Consider the following 17,726-nt stretch of genomic DNA (forward strand, 5'->3'; position numbering starts at 1 on the left):
TTGTCAGGCTTAAATTTTGCTCAAATCGTGGAGTTTGAGTGTTAAGCGTCGTTTAGTGCGATCGCGCGCGATGAGATTTCACGGCAATTCCCTGATTTTTCGATAGAGTTCTGGCTAGGGCGCTATTTCTGTCTCTGCGAAGCTTCTACAATAGAGAGTTGTAGCTTTCATCATTTTTGTCCCTAACCTTGATTCAAACTGAGACTCTAGAACTTTTAGAATGGTCACGCCTCTGTCAACAGTTGGCAACGTTTGCCTCGACCAAGCTAGGCGCGATCGTTCTGCGTGCGCTGAAAATTCCAACCACTCAATCTGAAACCGAACATCTGCTTGCCCAAACCAAAGAAATTTATGATTTAGAAACTCAACTCACGACTGGGCTAAGTTTTGAAGGGATTGAAGACATTGGAGATTCACTGGAACGGGCATCTTTGCAGGGGATCTTGTCTGGGGTCGAACTCTTGACGATCGCAACGACACTTTCGGGTGCGAGAACGCTCAGACGCACGATCGACAATCAGGATGGCTACCCGATTCTGAGCGAATTAGTGGCAGAGTTGCGCACCTATCCTGAAATTGAACAGGAAATTTATCGTTGTCTCAATGACGATGGTAAAGTCAGCGAACGCGCGAGTCCAAAATTGGCAGGAATTCGATCGCAGCAAAAACAAGTTCGCGATCGCGTTTACGAAATGCTGCAACGTACTATGCAGCGCCAATCGACTGCGGTGCAAGAACAAGTGATTACTCAGCGCGACGGGCGATTTGTCATTCCTGTCAAAGCGACTCACAAAGAGGCAATTCCTGGGATTGTGCATGATGTCTCCATGAGTGGCGCAACCTTCTACATTGAGCCGCATCCGACGGTGCAACTCAATAATCAACTGCGCCAATTACTACGCCAAGAACAAGCCGAAGAAGAAACAGTTCGGCGGGTTTTGACTGAGCAAGTTGCGATCGCAAAAGATGATTTAGAGCGATTACTCGCGATCTGTACAACGCTGGATTTGGCAACTGCACGTGCCCGCTATAGCTTCTGGCTCAAAGCGAATCCCCCTCGGTTTACAGAAGATACGATCGTGCTTCGGCAGCTCCGTCATCCGCTCCTGGTTTGGCAAAATCAGCACGAACAAGGTCGCGATGTCATTCCTGTCGATCTCGTGATTCAACCTCAGATTCGAGTCGTCGCGATTACAGGCCCTAATACAGGCGGTAAAACGGTCACCCTCAAAACGCTAGGTTTAGCAGTGCTGATGGCAAAAGTTGGGCTATTTGTTCCCGCGCGTGAACCCGTCGAACTGCCTTGGTTTGAGCAAGTTTTAGCAGATATTGGAGACGAACAATCTTTAGAGCAAAGTCTTTCGACTTTCTCTGGGCATATTCGCCGCATTAGTCGAATTTTAGAGGCATTGAAGGAGCGATCGCATTCTTTAGTGCTGCTCGATGAAGTCGGAGCCGGAACTGATCCGACAGAAGGCAGTGCCCTCGCGATCGCGCTGCTCAAATATCTTGCAGATCACGCGCAGCTTTCAATTGCAACCACGCACTTTGGCGAACTCAAGGCGTTGAAATATCAAGACGATCGCTTTGAAAATGCGTCAGTTGAGTTTGACGATGTTTCGCTGTCTCCTACCTATCGATTGCTCTGGGGAATTCCGGGTCGATCCAATGCGTTAGCGATCGCGCGGCGGCTCGGCTTGAACTCGGAAGTGATTGAAAACGCACAAACTCAAGTCGGTGGCGCGACTGAAGATGTCAACCAAGTGATTGCAGGACTCGAAGCGCAACGTCGGGCGCAAGAAGCGAAAGCGAAAGAAGCCGCAGACCTGCTTCAGCAAGCAGAACGCTTTTATACAGAAGTATCGGCAAAAGCAGAAAATCTGCGCGATCGCGAACGTGGCTTGCAGCAAGCGCAAGAACGAGCCGTACAAGATGCGATCGCGCAAGCCAAAACCGAAATCGCGAAAGTGATTCGCAAACTTCAGCAAGGCAATGCCACGGCTCAAGATGCCCAACAAGCAACCGATGCCCTGAATCGCCTCTCGGATAAGCATCTACCTTCGCGCCAGCAACCCGCGAAACCCAAACCCGGCTATCGTCCGCAAGTCGGCGATCGCATTCGCATTCCTCGCTTAGGTCAAACTGCAGAAGTGCTGGAACTTGCAGGAGATGAGGAGCTAATTGTGCGCTTCGGCATCATGAAAATGACCGTTCCCGTGACGGATATTGAGTCTCTCACAGGCGAAAAAGTGACGAAGCCTCAACCTGAACCCAAGCCAAAGTCTGCTCCTTCTCCTCAACCTGCGGTTTCCATGCCTGCAGTTCGTACCGATCGCAATACGTTTGACATCCGAGGCAGCCGGGTCGCAGATGCGGAAATTGTGCTTGATAAAGCAATTTCAGAAGCTCGAACGCCGATTTGGATTATTCACGGACATGGCACAGGCAAGCTCCGTCAAGGGGTTCACGACTTTCTGAAACAGCATCCGCGCGTCCAAAGATTTGAACTTGCCGATCGTGCAGATGGTGGAACCGGAGTGACGATCGCTTACCCTGTGTAAGTGGATTCCACAGTCAACTTCACTCAGACGAAACGGTAACATCGCCCAGTTTTAGCTTTCTTAGGATCTAACTGATTTGCGTAAAGATACTGAGCAATAGCTTGGTTTTGCCGATAAATCCTGCTAAAACTGGGCAGTTCCGCATAAAAAAGCCGTGTAAACACAGATGCAGAATTTAAAATTTCGTTAAAGTTAAGTGAAAGCGCTTACAGTATTCTTTCTGGAATGCTAATGTCAGGAAACGAGCATCATCAGGAATTACCTCACTGTTTTTGCAAACTGGTTTTGTAAACAGGTGATAGAAGATTAACCGAGCGCCACCTATCTAGTCGCGTCTCACCATTTGAAGTCAGCACTACTACCCTTTCGTTTCAGAGTCTTACCCAATCTGAAGCTCATTGATTGTGCGATCTAACCTTCAGGGGCATCCGAACAACGTTTTTCGTTGCTTCGTAAAATGCACGATCGCAGTTTTTAGCAGAAATTCACCCTGGCTCAGACTGAGAGCATGGATGGTGGAACCACTCAGGATGGCTAAAACTGAGTGAGCTTCCGGCTGTCTAGCTTTAGCTTGTCTAAACTTCGGGCGATGCGATCGCGGCGTTTCACAAAGCGACTTTTACTATCGTTTTCATGCACGAAACGAAATGCAGAACCTTTTAAATTCCTCAAGTGTGTTCGATCTCAATTCATCTCCTGTCGGCAGTCGTCCCTGGTTTGACTCGGCGAGTTCCCTCTCTCAATCAAGTGCTTCTCGCATCGTCTTCATCGATTCCGCGATCGCGCAAGCACATACGCTTGCCTCTAGCGTTATAGATGGCACAAAAATTGTCCTGCTCGACTCGCACAAAGACGGCATTGATCAAATTAGCCAAGTGCTTGCTAGCTATCAAAATGTCGAAAGTGTCTATATCGCCTCACATGGCAGTATCAACAGCCTCAGCCTTGGCAATGCGACCCTTGATCTTGCAACCATCACGACCTATCAAGATCGCCTTGCAACTTGGGCAACTTCACTGGCTCCGAATGCAGACATCTTGCTCTATGGCTGTAACGTTGCTCTCGGAGACCCTGCTCTAATTCAGCAACTGAGTCAGATCACAGGAGCTGATGTCGCTGCTTCTACAGATGCGACTGGAAATCTAGCTAGCGGGGGCAACTGGATACTGGAAGCTCAGACTGGAGCGATCGAATCACCGTTGCTGTTTGATCTCGATCGCCTAGCTGGCTACACTAGCTTGCTTGAAACCGGGAATGGGCTATTCGGACAGTACTTCGATAACATCGATTTTACAAATCTGCGGCTGACTCGTACCGATGCTACGGTTAATTTCAATTGGGGATCTGGTTCTCCTGATCCCTTGATCGGAGCGGATACCTTCTCCATCCGATGGACTGGACAGATTCTCGCACCCGTCACTGGAACTTATACCTTCTTTACGACCACCGATGATGGGAATCGTCTCTTCATCAACGGGCAGCAAGTGATCAATAACTACCGAGATCAAGCCGCAACCGAACGCAGTGGAACGATCAATCTCGTGGCAGGGCAGCGCTATAACATCGCGATGGACTACTACGAAAATGGTGGACTTGCCTCTGCCCGACTACAGTGGTCAGCACCTGGTATTACAAAACAGGTTGTCCCTCAATCACAACTGTTTAGCACCGCTCTACCTCCGGTTCAACCGGGTACAGGGAATGGACTACAAGGTGAATACTTCGATAACATCGATTTTACGAACTTAAGAGTTACCCGCACAGATGCTACGGTTAACTTTAACTGGGGAACGGGGTCTCCTGCTCCGTCGATCGCAGCCGACACCTTCTCAGTCCGATGGACAGGGCAAGTGCAGCCGCTCTATAGCGATACCTACACGTTTTTTACGACCACGGATGATGGTGTTCGCCTATTTGTCAATAATCAATTAGTCATTGATAGTTTCATCGACCAAGCCGCAACTGAGCGCACAGGCACGATCGCACTGCAAGCGGGACTGCGATACGATATTCGCATGGAGTACTATGAGCGCGGTGGAAGGGCTTCTGCGCTGCTCGGTTGGTTGAGTCCCAATCAAGTGCGCCAAATTATCCCGCAGGCCCAGCTTTACAGCGGTCGAGTGACTGTCAATCCAGGGACGATCGTGATTGGAACGAATGCGGTGACAGTGAATGAAAGTGCAGGTACAGCAGCAGTTCGTGTTGATCGCATCAATGGGAGTGACGGGGTTGCTACCGTTCGATACACGACTGCCAACGGGTCAGGAGCCAACGCTGCGATCGCGGGACAAGATTACACCTTAACTGAAGGAGTCTTGACCTTTGCCGCAGGTGAAACCAGCAAAACTGTTACAATTCCCATTCTGAACGATGCGACGACTGAAGCAACCGAAGAATTTGGGTTTGGCTTGGGTGAAACAACGGGTGCAGCACTCGGAACAAATCGCACTGCTTTGATCCAAATTATTGATGATGATGCAGTTGATTCAAGCTATGCCTTTTCTAGTGAAAACTTTAATGTCAACGAGAATGCTGGAGCGGTCACCATTACTGTGCAGCGAAGTGGTAACACGACCGTAGCAGGTAGCGTGAACTATGCAACCAGTAATGGACCTGCAACGGCAGGTGCAGACTATACGACGAGCATTGGCACACTCAATTTTGCAGCAGGTCAGACCAACCAGACGTTTACCGTCCCAATCACAGATGATACAGAAGGAGAACGGAATGAAACGTTTAATATCATTTTGAGTAATCCCTCTGCTGGTATCTTGGGAACTCAGCAAACGGCAACGGTGACGATCGCAGATAATGATCCGGGTAGTTTCGCTCGTGAAGCAGTGATCACTGGATTGTTTCAACCGACCGCGTTTGATTGGACACCGGGTGGTGAGTACCTGTTCATTGCTCAGAAGAATGGGGTAGTGCGAGTCGCTCGCAATGGTGTATTGCAACAAACTCCAGCCGTTGACATTTCTGCGATCGTCAATAGTCCGCGCGATCGTGGATTACTGGGTCTTGCAGTGCATCCCCAATTCTTTAGCGGTAGTCCCTATGTCTACCTGCTTTATTCTTACGATCCACCTGAAACGGCTTCACAGACTGATCCAGAAGCAGTTCGAGATGGAGTTGGCAACCGAGCTTCTCGCTTGGGTCGATTTACTGCCACGATTACCAATGGCATTGTCTCGATCAATCCAGCCAGTGAAGTGGTGATTCTGGGTAAAAATAGCACTTGGCAGAATATCAGTCGCCCTGATGAGAATAGTACGAATAACTTCAACATTCCTGAGTCGGGTCGTAATTCTGATGGAACCTTTGTTCAGGACTTTTTGAACCTCGATAGTGAATCTCATGCGATCGGCACAGTCAAGTTTGGTACGGATGGGTTCTTGTATGTCAGTAATGGGGATGGTGCGTCTTACAATGCGGTTGATCCAAGAGCGGTCAGAACACTCAACATCGATAGTCTGTCCGGCAAGATTCTCCGCATTGATCCCATCACTGGCAATGCGCCTGCTTCCAATCCGTTCTACGATGGCAATCCCCAAAGTAATCGATCGAAGGTCTGGCAATTGGGCTTGAGAAATCCCTTCCGATTTACGATCAATCGCCAGAACGGACAGCCCTATATTGGGGATGTAGGCTGGACGAAGTGGGAAGAAGTCAATACGGGCGGTCCCGGCGCAAATTTTGGCTGGGTTGCTTATGAAGGAGGCAATGGTACGAGTAATAGAACCGGAGGCTATCAGGATCTCCCAAGTGTCCAAGCCTTCTACGCTGGCCCTCAAACTGGATTAACGGCTCCGATTTACGCTTATCAACACTTTGGTAGCGGTGGCAATGCGATCGCAGTTGGAGATTTCTACACTGGAAATACTTTCCCATCGATCTATGACAACAACTTATTCATCACAGACTTGAGTAAAGGAACCGTCGATGCTCTAGTCTTTGATGCGAATGGTGTGGTGGTTGGACAGCGACGATTTGCCAGTGGGGTGTTTGGCTTGGCGCAGATTACAACAGGTTCAGATGGCAACTTGTACTATGCAAGTCTTGGATCGGGCGAGATAGGACGGTGGCGACCGATTGGTTAACGCTTGATCTGTCCAGAAAAAAGGGCTGAAGTAATTTTCAGCCCTTTTTTCTCTGCAAAGACGACTAAATTTTTGGTGTCATTGTTCGAGCATCAATGGCGATCAAGGCATCGATACCTTAGCTTCCAACGATTTGAGGAATTCCGTATTCACACCGGATTCACGGCTGAGAGCAATCTTGCCAGTTCGGGCGATTTCTCGTAACCCAAATTTCTGTAAAACCTGAACGATCGCCACCATTTTCCCTGGATCACCCACGACTTCCAGCGTCAAAGAATCTTCAGCCACATCGACCACCCGCGCCCGGAAAATCTGCGCTAATTCGACAATCTCCGATCGCGTCGAACTGCCTGCATTGACTTTGAGCAACATCAATTCGCGTTCAACACAAGGCACTTCTGTAATGTCTTGCACTTTAATGACATTAATCAGCTTATAAAGCTGTTTCGTCAACTGTTCGATAATGCGATCGTCTCCCGGCACGACCATCGTAATCCGAGATACTCCCATCTGTTCGGCAGGACCGACTGCCAGACTTTCAATATTAAAGCCACGACGAGCAAACAGACCTGCAATCCGAGTCAAAACCCCCGCTTCATCTTCTACCAACACCGAGAGCGTGTGCTTCATTTCTGTGTTCCGAATAACATTCAGTCCTTATTATGGTGCAACGTAGACTCCCACTTGTCCACAGCATAGAAAAAGAAATTCTGAAAAAAGTTGAGTTGAGAGAATTTCTTCGCTATGGTGAAAAGCGATCAAATTGCCACTTCAATGTCCTGCAATCCTTCCCTGGAGCGATGAACATTCTAGTGTTGCGATTGTTCAATCCACTGTGAAAGTCAAAAAAATTAGGAGCCGCTGTTATGGGTTGGTTACAAAGAATGTTTGGGCTAGAGAAGCCCGCAAATCCTGAGCAGGCAGTCATGGGTCAGCCTGCCCCTGATGCTGCAGCTTCTGCTCCTCCAGACGCAGGAGTGTCGGCAGGCGATACGATTCCGCCGGAGCGGGTCGGCTTAAATGGCGAATATGACCAGAGCGGTTTGGCGAAGCGCGTCGCGTTAGCTTTCGACCAAGATAGCCAGCTTGATGATGTGAATACGCTTTGGGTAGCGCAGTTGGGAACAACTGTAGTGCTGAAAGGCAGTGTTCCAAGTCAAGATATCTTGAACAAGATGATCGAAGTTGCGAATGGGGTCAATGGCGCAAGCGCTGTTGATACGAATCAAGTTCAAGTCGGTTAAATTTGGAGAGAAGTCGGAGTCTTCAAGAAGCTCCGACTTCTGCATTTCAACTAACTTGCCCAGTCTTTTGCCCAGTTCAGAGTTTGGTGAACTTGCTCAAGTGAGGCTGCTTCACAATAAAGTCTCAAGACTGGCTCAGTTCCACTAAAGCGAATCAGCAGCCAGCTTTGATCTTCCAGTCGGAACTTATAGCCATCATCGGTTTGACAACTGACGACTGCTTTTCCAGCGATCGCTTGTGGAGGCTGCGTTTGCAACTGCTCTAACAATTTAGCCCGAACCTCCATACTGGCAAGCGGCAGATCAATGCGATCGTATTCTGCGAAAAATCCCGTTTTCTCTTGCAATTGACGATAAAGCTCGCCGAGATCCGTTCCGGTTTGGACAACCGTTTCCAGCACATACAGTGCCGAGAGTAAAGCATCGCGTTCCGGAATGTGATGACCATAGCCAATGCCACCGGATTCTTCACCGCCGAGCAAGACTTGGGTTTCTAACATGCGATCGGCGATGTATTTATACCCGATCGGAGTCTCATAGACTGGCAGATCGTAGAGTTTTGCAACGAGTGGCATCAAATCAGAACCGCTGACCGTTTTGACAAATTCGCCTGTGAAGCCTTTCTGAATCAGATGCCCCAGCAGGATCGGAATGAGAATTTGAGAACTGAGGAAGTTGCCTTTTGCGTCAACGGCTCCGACGCGATCGGCATCGCCATCAAACACCAAGCCAACGGCTAAACTGTTGCCGTCAAACTCGCGAATTGTTTTCAAAATCTTGGGCAGATATTTCGGCAGAGGTTCAGGTGCGCCCCCTTCAAATAATGGATCGCGATCGCTGTTAATTTCTTGAATCTCAACGCCTAATAGTCGTGCGAGTCCAGTTGCCGCTGCGCCATGCATGACATCGGCAAACACAGTCACTTTGCCTTGCTCGATCGCAGTTTTAATCGCATCTGTGTCCACCAGCGATCGCAGTCCTTCACAGTAGCTTTCCCAAGGGTCGAAAGTACTGAAACTTCCAGGTTGAGCACTGGGCAGGGGTTCGCCTTTGGCTAACAGGGCTTCGATTCGCTTGGTCACTTCTGGTGGTACTGATCCCCCATGCGCGCTTTTCACTTTTAGACCGGAATAGTTTCCGGGATTGTGGCTGGCAGTAATGACGATCGCACCTAAAGCATTCAATTTTTTTGCTGCCCAGCTAAAGGCTGGAGTCGGAGCAAAGCTTTCCGAGAACAGAATGTCAAATCCTGCTTTGCGAATGGATTCTGCGGCACTGCGAGCAAATTCTTCGGACAGAAAACGGCGATCATATCCCACAATTACGGTATTGCTGCCTGTCTCTGCACCATACACTTCTGAGAGAACTTGAGCCGCAATCGGAGCGACGCTCATGACGCGATCGAATGTAAAATCGGCAGCAATCACGCCGCGCCAGCCATCTGTACCAAACTGAATCGGGTTAATCGTTGTAATTGTCATTGGCGCGTGTGCCATGATTGCACTTCTCCTCAACTCACAGAACAAATAAGGGCTTGGGACAAGACCAGTTTAACGGGGATAGTCTAGACTCAAGCGAGTTTTTCGATCGTTCCCCTGTTTCTTTACAGACGATCACGGAGATTACAGGATGGTTTTGGTTATTAATGTGACAGGTTGAAGGTGGGGAGTGGAGAGTAGGGAGTGGAAAGTCGATTGTGCCCGACAATGCAGAGAAAGCTTTAGCATGTTTTACATCTCTCTACCCCCTACTCCCCACTCCCCACCTCATCCATGCACTCTTCCCTCGTTTGGCTAATGGCGATCGCATCTGGCGCAACGGTTGCCAATCTCTATTACAATCAGCCCCTTTTAGCGATGATTGCGGCTCAGTTTAACGAATCGGCTGAGGCAGTTGGCGCGATTCCGATGTGGACGCAGATTGGCTATGCCATGGGCATTTTATTAATCGTGCCCTTGGGCGATCGTCTGGAGCGACGGCGGTTAATTGTGACCATGACAGAAATCACTGCGATCGCGCTTCTAGTTGCGGCGGTTTCGCCGAATTTAATCGGATTGAATTTGGCAAGTTTCGCGATCGGAGCGAGTGCAGTTTCGGCGCAAATCCTGGTGCCATTTGCTGCACAGTTATGTGAACCTGCACAACGCGGCAAAGTGATTGGCATGGTGATGAGTGGGTTATTTGTCGGAATTTTGATGGCGCGGATGGTGAGTGGCATTGTTGGAGCGAAATATGGATGGCAAGTGATGTATGAATCTGCATCCGGGATGATGGTGTTACTTGCGATCGTGCTTGCGAAAAGCTTGCCGCGCTCTCGATCAACCTTGGCATTAAGCTATCCGAACTTACTCCGATCCATGCTCGATTTGCTCATTCATCAGCCGATTTTGCAGAGTTCGGCTTGGATTGGGGCGATGTCATTTGCGGCATTTAGCGCATTTTGGAGTACGTTAGTTTTTTTACTGAGAGAGCCACCGTATCAGTTTGGCAGCGATGTTGCAGGATTGTTTGGATTAGCTGGCATTTCTGGAGCTTTAGCTGCACCAGTCGTAGGAAGAATCGCCGATCGTCGCAGTTCAAGTTTTACGTTGACCTTGGGAATTTCCATAACCATTGCTTCATTCTTAGTATTTTGGAGTTTGCAGGCTCAGTTACTCGGATTAATGCTTGGTGTCGTGTTAATTGAGTTGGGAGTCCAGACGACGCAAATCTCCAATCAAACGACGATTTATCAGCTTCCTGTAGAATTTCATAGCCGCTTGAACGCCATCTATATCATGCTGTACTTTGTCGGCGGTGCGATCGGGTCAAAACTAGGCACATCTGCCTGGAATGATTGGCAGTGGAATGGGGTCTGTGCAGTCGGTTTGGGGTTGATGCTAGTCGCATGTGCAGGTGCATTTTGGCGCAAACGATGCATCAAAGCGTAAGTCGCCATCATCCAAACTCATCCGATAGGGGGTATCGCCCTGTTTTGCCTGGGAACACTGAGTGATACATTGTTCTTCGGTTCATCTACGTGCGATCGCACACCCGGTTAGACTATGACGAGATCTTTTGCAGCGATGGTTGGGCTAATCTGCTTATTCTTAGGTTCGTGTGGTTTCTTAGTAACGGCTTCTGATTGTTCTGGTTCGATTCGAGCAGGCGTAACTAGCATTATGATGTCCGCTCTAGCTTGGGGCTATTTGAAGCAAGCCAATGAAAAACCTGTTGGATTTTGGCTGAATTTGTACCGCACTGGCGTGGTGATTGCCAGTGCGATCGTGCTTTTTGCGATTGGGCGGATCATTGGTGCGCTGCAAGGAGTTGGCTGCGCAGTGGGCTAAGCCAAACTCTTGACGGCAGCCCTTAAGTTGCCTTGATGTTCTTTTAGTACGCGATCGCTGTCTGTTTTTGAGAGTCCTGTCCAATGCATCATCAGGGCTGTTTTTACAGAGCGATCGCTTTTTTCTAGTAATTCTGCTGCTTGGTCGCGATCGAGATCGGTTAAATCGCTCAAGATTCTTAAAGCGCGATCGTGCAATTTCGTGTTTGTCACAGCGACATCAATCATGCGATTTCCGTAGACTTTGCCGAGTCGAACCATCGTTCCAGTGGAAAGAATATTCAGAGCTAGCTTCGTGACTGTTCCAGATTTCAATCGAGTTGAACCTGCGAGTACTTCCGCTCCAACGAGCAAGCGAATATCGACATCGACATCAATTTGCACCTGTTCTTTTGGCACACAGGCAATAAAAATTGTGGTTGCTCCGCGCTTTCGACCTTCTGCAATGGCTCCATGTACATAAGGCGTTGTTCCACCTGCTGCAATTCCGACCACGACATCCAGTGCGCTGACAGTGCGATCGGCGATTGCCGCTGCGCCTTGATCTGCTAAATCTTCTAGTCCTTCTGAACTTCGCACAAGTGCATCGGCTCCTCCTGCAATGATGCCTTGTACCATTTCTGGCGGGGTACAAAAGGTGGGAGGACATTCTGCTGCATCGAGAACACCTAAACGTCCACTGGTTCCAGCGCCAACATAAAAGAGCCGTCCACCTTGGCGCAGCTTCTCAGCCGTGAGATCGATCGCTTTTGCAAGTTCTTCGCGGGCTTGAGCGATCGCATGAATCGTTTTTGCATCTTCTTGATTAAAGACATCGACAATCTCGATCGAAGAAAGCTGATCTAAATTGGCACTGGCTGGATTGACTTGCTCAGTGAGTAAGTGTCCTCGTTGTTGAAGCTGCATAGAAGTTCCGAGAAAAACGCAACCCGTATTTTACCGTTGTGCGGTAGGCGTTTGCGATGCAGATCCAGAACGCCAGCGTTTACTAATCAATCTAGAACGAAAGAATTATCAGGATTTTCATGCTGAGAGAGTGAAGTGAGTGATATCTCTTGAGCGACTCAATCCCCTATGCGTTTATCCCGGCTTCGACGATCGCGAGTCTATCTTTCTCTTGCTTGCATTCCCATCAATCTCTTGATCTGGCAAAGTTGGGAAACCGTAGATATTGCACTCTGGCAAACTTGGCGCGTGCCAACGCAGGATGAACGCCTTCGGTGGTTTTTGATCACTCAGGCTTCTCCCCTGCTGTTTGTGTTTCTGGGACTCGCGGGAATTGGGTTTGCTGCCTGGGGTGCAATGACTGAACGAGTTTTTCAAAATCGCTGGTGGCTTTCACTGCTCGCAGGACTGAGCAATAGTGCAATTTTTTTAGTTGGTTTAGCGATCGTGCTGTTCAAGTACATCATTCATTGACAACGTTGCTGAAAAGCGAATTTTTAAGCTGCCCCCACTCCGAAAAATTGAAGGTTCAGACTCTAAATCATCACCAAGGCTTTTAGCGCTTCGAGGGGCGATACAGTGCAATCACTTCCTCCACACTGGGATTTCCTTTCCCCTGCCCCCGAACTAAGACGATCGGCGCATCCTGCTGCATGACTTCATTCAGGCGCATCATGCCAGCAATATCACTGGGATTAGTGAAACCAATTGACTCAGTGCGTCGATGCGGAATTCCAGCTTCAGCTAATTTTGCGGCAAGGGATCGAGTTCGTTTTCCACGCGCAGTATTACAATCTGGACCAATCACCAAAACCTCATTGAAATCGGCTCCATCCGGCATGACCACAGGCACAAATCCTGACTTTGAGCTTGCAGCGTACTTGCCTGAAGTGGCATGACTCAAAAGATGCGTTGTACCCAACCCCAAAACACCAACCATCAGCATTAGTTTGAGAAACTGCATAGGAATTGCATCGGTGAGAATGTCTTCATTCTCGCCAGGAAATCCAGGGTAATGGTGCGATCGCAATCACATCAAAATCACATCAAATCCGCAATTCTCTGAATTTGCAGCGTATAGTCCATCGTCGATTGCACTCCGCCCGATCGCGTAACTTTTCCTACAATTGGTGCAGCATATTCCGGGATCGCACTTGCCGCGACTGCGATATGACGATCGCTCACTGCTAGTCCATGCGTGGGATCATACCCTCGCCAACCTGCACCCGGTAAATACACCTCAGCCCAAGCATGGAGATGGCGATCAGGATGATCCTCGTCTCCTTCTTGATATCCGCTGACAAATCGTGCGGCTAATCCAATCGATCGACAAACTTCGATAAATAAAACCGTCAAATCTCGACATGATCCCTTCTTCTGCGTCCAAGTCAATCCAGGTGGATAAGGATTGCCAGTCTCGCGAATCACATATTCACAATTGGTATAAATCTGCTGAGTCAATTCATAAAGAAATTGAGTGACCTGATTGCTAGAACGTTCGGCGATTTCATACGCCAGTTGCAGCGCGATCGCATCAGTCGCTCCTAAGTAAGGCTGAAGCTGCTTAAACAGTGAAGTTGGATAATCGATTGGCAAACTCATCGCCCAAGGCTCCAATAAATAATTAAAAGGATTTGCTTGATGCGTCTGAGTTTGCGACACGATTTGAACGGTCAAAGAACCTGTGAGTTCAGGTGAGAACCAGACTTTGATCAAAGTGTTGCCATCGAGATCGCTTAATTCTGATTGTGCGATCGGGATTGGCATAACTTGCATCGAAAACAATTTGAGTGACTGCCATCCATCCGAACGCGGTCGTAACCGAATCAGATGAGGTTGCAAAATGACGGGATCGCTATAGGTATAAGTCGTCGAATGTGAAATTTGGTAAAGCACAGGCAGCTAGAAATTAAGGGAAAAATTTGCAATTCATTCTGAACTCATCTTCCGGATCAGCGGGGTTTGAATGGCAACCAGTAGACATCAAAAATATTATCTTCACGATCACGGGAACTTCACGATCGCGAGAGCCGTCTACATTGCTCGAGCCTAATCCTGCTCTAGCTTAGCGCGATTGAGCGACCCGGAAATTTGTTCAGCGTGATACCGTTTTTTTGTGAAATATCCTTTAAGATCTTAGAGACGATGGCTCCGCAGGTTACGCCTCTAAAGTCTTGCATAACGCTAGTCTGTTCGTCCCTATCTTTATCTACTAACTGAATCTCACTTTGTTTACCTGTGGCTGTTTGGGGTGTTCCTATGGCACTAATTCGTGATGTTGTTCAACAAGCACTATCGACTGGACTCCTTTCGATTGAAGCCGAGAATCAACTGCGGCTTCTGCTCTCATCAAAATACGATCGTGAAGACTTTCATGCCTTCATGACATTACAAAATGCGACCATGACTGGCTCCGTGAAACAAGAATCTCGCCTGTTTCGAGGTTAAACTCAGCCAAATGGTTCCTTTCTATGGCAATCTGAAAGACAGAAACTCCCCCAGAGTGAGTTCTGTCTTTTTTGCTGTCGAGCCATTCTTCAGAGCGTTATGCAAACTCTCCCCAACCCGATCGCGTCAGCGACTCCTACCTCTCAGACTCTAACGGATACCACTATTCATCGGCGCAAAACTCGCTCTGTCCCCGTGGGCAGTATCTCGATCGGCAGTGATCATCCGGTCGCAGTACAGTCCATGATCAACGAAGACACCCTCGATATTGACGGCTCGGTCGCCGCAATTCGTCGCCTCCACGAAATTGGGTGCGAAATTGTTCGGGTGACGGTTCCGAGCATGGCACACGCGAAAGCGATGGAAGAAATTCGCGATCGCCTCTACAAAACCTACCAACCTGTGCCGCTCGTTGCTGATGTCCACCACAATGGGATGAAAATTGCGCTCGAAGTCGCGAAATACGTCGATAACGTGCGGATCAATCCAGGACTCTACGTTTTTGAAAAGCCGAAAACCAGCGAATATACTCAAGCTGAATTTGATGCGATCGGCGAGAAGATCCGCGAAACGCTCGAACCCCTCGTCATTTCCCTACGAGATCAAAACAAATCGATGCGAATCGGAGTCAATCACGGTTCGCTAGCAGAAAGAATGCTGTTCACCTATGGCGATACGCCTGAAGGCATGGTCGAATCTGCTCTAGAATTCATTCGGATCTGCGAATCGCTGAATTTCTATAACATTGAACTTTCGCTCAAAGCCTCTAAAGTTCCGGTCATGCTTGCCGCAAACCGTCTGATGGTGCAGCGCATGAATGCGGAAGGCATGGCGTATCCCCTGCATTTGGGAGTGACCGAAGCAGGTGATGGCGAATACGGGCGCATCAAATCGACCGCAGGTATTGGCACACTACTTGCTGAAGGTATCGGAGACACGATTCGAGTTTCTCTCACCGAAGCGCCTGAGAAAGAAATTCCGGTCTGCTACGGAATTCTGCAAGCGTTAGGATTGCGGCGCACGATGGTTGAGTATGTTGCCTGCCCATCTTGCGGGCGTACCCTGTTTAACCTAGAAGAAGTTCTACAAAAAGTCCGCGAAGCAACGAGTCATCTCACCGGACTAAATATTGCAGTCATGGGCTGTATTGTGAACGGTCCAGGTGAAATGGCAGATGCGGACTATGGATATGTCGGCAAACAAGCAGGCTATATTTCCCTATACCGAGGACGCGAGGAAATTAAAAAAGTCCCAGAAGACCAAGGGGTTGCGGAATTGATCAATCTCATCAAATCGGATGGGAAATGGGTAGAACCCAAGTAGGGAGGAGGGGGTCGGGAATAGGGGTAAAAAACTTCTCTCACTCCCCACCTCCCCACTCCCCACTTTTCCCTCCCCCGCGCTTTCTCCGCAAAACTTAATGACAAAAACTGGGCAATTATTACGGATTGCCCCTGAATGCCTGTGTTAAATTGGGCATAACCTTTTTTGTCACTTCTCCAGAATTTAAGCAGGTATAGTCATGACGAAACGCGCGCTTGTCTTAGGTGCAACGGCTGCCGCCGTAACAGCAGTGACCATCACCGGAGCCGGAATTCATTTGAACAAAGGACAAGCGTTCTTCCGGGACAGTCCCAAAGAACTCGTGGATGAGGTCTGGCAGGTCATCGATCGCAACTACGTCGATGCCACCTTCAACCAAGTGGACTGGAAAGCCATCCGTAGCCAATATCTCAACCGCAATTACAAAGACAAAGAGGAAGCCTATAAATCGATCCGCGAAATGCTGAAGCGTCTGGGAGATCCCTATACCCGCTTCATGGACCCGACTGAATTCCGAAATATGCAGATCGACACCTCTGGTGAATTGACCGGAGTCGGAATCCAACTGGCAGCGGACGAGAAAACGAAGAAACTTACGGTCATTTCCCCGATCGAAGGGAGTCCCGCCTCGGCTGCCGGAATCGCTGCGAAAGACATCATCACCAAAATTGATGGCAAAAGCACCGAAGGGATGGACGTTAACAAGGCAGTGACCTTGATTCGTGGACCTGTCAATACCCAAGTCAAACTCACCGTTCAGCGCGGAACTCAACAACTCGAGTTCAATCTAAAACGCGCCAAAATCGAAATTCATCCTGTGCGCGCCAGCGTTCAACAAAGTCCGACTGGCAAAGTCGGATACATCCGCCTCGTTCAGTTCAGTGCAAATGCCGCTCCTGAAATGCGAGCCGCCATTCAAAAACTGGAAAAAGACAATGTGACAGGTTACATTCTCGATTTGAGATCCAATCCGGGGGGTCTGCTGTATGCCAGTGTTGATATTGCTCGAATGTGGATTCAAGAAGGTGGAATCGTCTCAACCGTCGATCGCAAAGGCATTTCCGATAAAGAAGATGCCAATCGTCGGGCTTTAACCGACAAACCGCTGGTTGTCTTAGTCGATGGCGGCTCAGCCAGTGCCAGCGAAATTCTCTCGGGTGCAATCCAAGACAACAAACGCGGTACGATCGTTGGAACAAAAACCTTTGGAAAAGGCTTAGTTCAGTCGGTTCGCAGTCTCGGAGATGGCTCTGGAATGGCGGTGACGATCGCAAAATATCTCACTCCGAATGGACGAGATATCAACAAACATGGCATCGATCCTGATGTCGTCGTGGAACTGAACGAGCAGCAAAGACAAGCCCTAGTCCGCGATCGCGACAAGATTGGGACAACGAGCGATCCGCAATACGTTAAAGCCTTGCAAGTCTTGAATCAAGCGGTGAGCGCCAAACAAGGCACCCGCGCTCAGACCAAGAACTAGACCAAGAACGAGTTAAAGGGAGGCTCGCCCGCCCTCTAACTCGGCTGGCACTTTCCAGATCGAATTAATCCAACGCGACGCGCAATCGCTTCTCCCTCTGAGGCAAACGGACCCCACTGTTCTGTGACCTCAGAGGGATTTGTCGTTTGTTGAGTCTCAAACTCATCCTGGGTCAAAATCTCACAATGAGCGTTCGATCCCTTCACCACATACCAACGCGCAGATTCACTCATTCGCCACCCCACTTGATACTCGTTTACACCATCTGGGAACGCTTACTCATGTTAGAGGTCTGGC

15 protein-coding genes are annotated in these 17,726 nt (G+C 48.9%); 9 read left to right on the forward strand and 6 right to left on the reverse strand.

Annotated elements, in window-relative coordinates:
- The first annotated feature begins 188 nt into the window (after window positions 1-188).
- Both J0L70_RS19315 and J0L70_RS19320 read left to right on the forward strand, forming a co-directional pair.
- Window positions 189-2,561: an endonuclease MutS2 gene (locus tag J0L70_RS19315; RefSeq protein WP_287455572.1), complete on the forward strand. Its 2,373-nt coding sequence runs from the start codon at window positions 189-191 to the stop codon at window positions 2,559-2,561.
- A gap of 647 nt (window positions 2,562-3,208) precedes the next feature.
- The gene (locus J0L70_RS19320) at window positions 3,209-6,658 is read left to right on the forward strand and encodes a PA14 domain-containing protein (protein WP_287455573.1); all 3,450 of its coding nucleotides are present in this window, start codon (window positions 3,209-3,211) and stop codon (window positions 6,656-6,658) included.
- A gap of 102 nt (window positions 6,659-6,760) precedes the next feature.
- On the opposite strand, the gene ilvN is transcribed toward J0L70_RS19320, so the two are convergent.
- On the reverse strand, window positions 6,761-7,288 hold the full coding sequence (ilvN, locus tag J0L70_RS19325; RefSeq protein WP_017286074.1) for an acetolactate synthase small subunit: 528 nt from the start codon (window positions 7,286-7,288) through the stop codon (window positions 6,761-6,763).
- Window positions 7,289-7,524: 236 nt separating this feature from the next.
- Here ilvN and J0L70_RS19330 point away from each other — a divergent pair, with 236 nt between their 5' ends.
- A complete protein-coding gene (locus J0L70_RS19330) occupies window positions 7,525-7,902 on the forward strand; it encodes a BON domain-containing protein (RefSeq protein ID WP_026148387.1) in 378 nt (125 codons plus the stop codon).
- Window positions 7,903-7,952: 50 nt separating this feature from the next.
- On the opposite strand, the gene J0L70_RS19335 is transcribed toward J0L70_RS19330, so the two are convergent.
- Complete coding sequence (locus J0L70_RS19335) at window positions 7,953-9,398, reverse strand: phosphoglucomutase/phosphomannomutase family protein (protein WP_197693293.1); 1,446 nt, start codon at window positions 9,396-9,398, stop codon at window positions 7,953-7,955.
- A 276-nt stretch (window positions 9,399-9,674) separates the two neighbouring features.
- On the opposite strand from J0L70_RS19335, the gene J0L70_RS19340 reads away from it, so the two are divergent.
- Both J0L70_RS19340 and J0L70_RS19345 read left to right on the forward strand, forming a co-directional pair.
- Window positions 9,675-10,832 (forward strand): MFS transporter, encoded by a 1,158-nt coding sequence (locus J0L70_RS19340; RefSeq protein ID WP_287455574.1) that lies wholly within the window; start codon window positions 9,675-9,677, stop codon window positions 10,830-10,832.
- A gap of 114 nt (window positions 10,833-10,946) precedes the next feature.
- Entirely contained in the window at window positions 10,947-11,231 is a 285-nt protein-coding gene (locus J0L70_RS19345) for a hypothetical protein (protein WP_017286078.1), read from the forward strand.
- Here J0L70_RS19345 and murQ read toward each other — a convergent pair.
- A complete protein-coding gene (gene murQ, locus J0L70_RS19350; protein ID WP_190653773.1) occupies window positions 11,228-12,136 on the reverse strand; it encodes an N-acetylmuramic acid 6-phosphate etherase in 909 nt (302 codons plus the stop codon). The two genes, J0L70_RS19345 and murQ, sit on opposite strands and share 4 nt — an antisense overlap.
- 168 nt (window positions 12,137-12,304) lie before the next feature.
- Here murQ and J0L70_RS19355 point away from each other — a divergent pair, with 168 nt between their 5' ends.
- Window positions 12,305-12,649 carry a hypothetical protein gene (locus tag J0L70_RS19355; RefSeq protein WP_017286080.1) on the forward strand — a complete coding sequence of 115 codons (345 nt, stop codon included), beginning with the start codon at window positions 12,305-12,307 and terminating at the stop codon, window positions 12,647-12,649.
- A gap of 82 nt (window positions 12,650-12,731) precedes the next feature.
- On the opposite strand, the gene J0L70_RS19360 is transcribed toward J0L70_RS19355, so the two are convergent.
- Window positions 12,732-13,139, reverse strand: a complete 408-nt coding sequence (locus tag J0L70_RS19360; RefSeq protein WP_287455575.1) for a hypothetical protein — start codon at window positions 13,137-13,139, stop codon at window positions 12,732-12,734.
- 77 nt (window positions 13,140-13,216) lie between these two features.
- Window positions 13,217-14,071, reverse strand: a complete 855-nt coding sequence (locus tag J0L70_RS19365; RefSeq protein WP_017286082.1) for a transglutaminase family protein — start codon at window positions 14,069-14,071, stop codon at window positions 13,217-13,219.
- 363 nt (window positions 14,072-14,434) lie between these two features.
- Here J0L70_RS19365 and J0L70_RS19370 point away from each other — a divergent pair, with 363 nt between their 5' ends.
- The 3 genes from J0L70_RS19370 (at window position 14,435) to ctpC (ending at window position 17,429) form a co-directional block, all read left to right on the forward strand.
- The gene (locus J0L70_RS19370) at window positions 14,435-14,623 is read left to right on the forward strand and encodes a hypothetical protein (RefSeq protein WP_026148388.1); all 189 of its coding nucleotides are present in this window, start codon (window positions 14,435-14,437) and stop codon (window positions 14,621-14,623) included.
- A gap of 99 nt (window positions 14,624-14,722) precedes the next feature.
- On the forward strand, window positions 14,723-15,946 hold the full coding sequence (gene ispG / locus J0L70_RS19375; RefSeq protein ID WP_017286084.1) for a (E)-4-hydroxy-3-methylbut-2-enyl-diphosphate synthase: 1,224 nt from the start codon (window positions 14,723-14,725) through the stop codon (window positions 15,944-15,946).
- A 199-nt stretch (window positions 15,947-16,145) separates the two neighbouring features.
- Complete coding sequence (ctpC, locus tag J0L70_RS19380; protein WP_017286085.1) at window positions 16,146-17,429, forward strand: carboxyl-terminal processing protease CtpC; 1,284 nt, start codon at window positions 16,146-16,148, stop codon at window positions 17,427-17,429.
- A 35-nt stretch (window positions 17,430-17,464) separates the two neighbouring features.
- Here ctpC and J0L70_RS19385 read toward each other — a convergent pair whose 3' ends face one another.
- A complete protein-coding gene (locus tag J0L70_RS19385; protein WP_287455576.1) occupies window positions 17,465-17,662 on the reverse strand; it encodes a hypothetical protein in 198 nt (65 codons plus the stop codon).
- Window positions 17,663-17,726 lie beyond the last annotated feature (64 nt).

It is taken from the genome of Leptolyngbya sp. UWPOB_LEPTO1, from assembly GCF_017302695.1.
In the GTDB taxonomy this organism is placed as follows: Bacteria; Cyanobacteriota; Cyanobacteriia; order Leptolyngbyales; family Leptolyngbyaceae; genus Leptolyngbya; species Leptolyngbya boryana.

Bases quoted from the DNA above. Each gene is read 5' to 3' on its own strand.
- J0L70_RS19320 (WP_287455573.1), top strand. From the start codon at position 3,209: ATGCAGAACCTTTTAAATTCCTCAAGTGTGTTCGATCTCAATTCATCT.
- ilvN (WP_017286074.1), bottom strand. From the start codon at position 7,288: ATGAAGCACACGCTCTCGGTGTTGGTAGAAGATGAAGCGGGGGTTTTG.
- J0L70_RS19330 (WP_026148387.1), top strand. From the start codon at position 7,525: ATGGGTTGGTTACAAAGAATGTTTGGGCTAGAGAAGCCCGCAAATCCT.
- J0L70_RS19335 (WP_197693293.1), bottom strand. From the start codon at position 9,398: ATGGCACACGCGCCAATGACAATTACAACGATTAACCCGATTCAGTTT.
- J0L70_RS19340 (WP_287455574.1), top strand. From the start codon at position 9,675: ATGCACTCTTCCCTCGTTTGGCTAATGGCGATCGCATCTGGCGCAACG.
- J0L70_RS19345 (WP_017286078.1), top strand. From the start codon at position 10,947: ATGACGAGATCTTTTGCAGCGATGGTTGGGCTAATCTGCTTATTCTTA.
- murQ (WP_190653773.1), bottom strand. From the start codon at position 12,136: ATGCAGCTTCAACAACGAGGACACTTACTCACTGAGCAAGTCAATCCA.
- J0L70_RS19355 (WP_017286080.1), top strand. From the start codon at position 12,305: ATGCGTTTATCCCGGCTTCGACGATCGCGAGTCTATCTTTCTCTTGCT.
- J0L70_RS19360 (WP_287455575.1), bottom strand. From the start codon at position 13,139: ATGCAGTTTCTCAAACTAATGCTGATGGTTGGTGTTTTGGGGTTGGGT.
- J0L70_RS19370 (WP_026148388.1), top strand. From the start codon at position 14,435: ATGGCACTAATTCGTGATGTTGTTCAACAAGCACTATCGACTGGACTC.
- ispG (WP_017286084.1), top strand. From the start codon at position 14,723: ATGCAAACTCTCCCCAACCCGATCGCGTCAGCGACTCCTACCTCTCAG.
- ctpC (WP_017286085.1), top strand. From the start codon at position 16,146: ATGACGAAACGCGCGCTTGTCTTAGGTGCAACGGCTGCCGCCGTAACA.
- J0L70_RS19385 (WP_287455576.1), bottom strand. From the start codon at position 17,662: ATGAGTGAATCTGCGCGTTGGTATGTGGTGAAGGGATCGAACGCTCAT.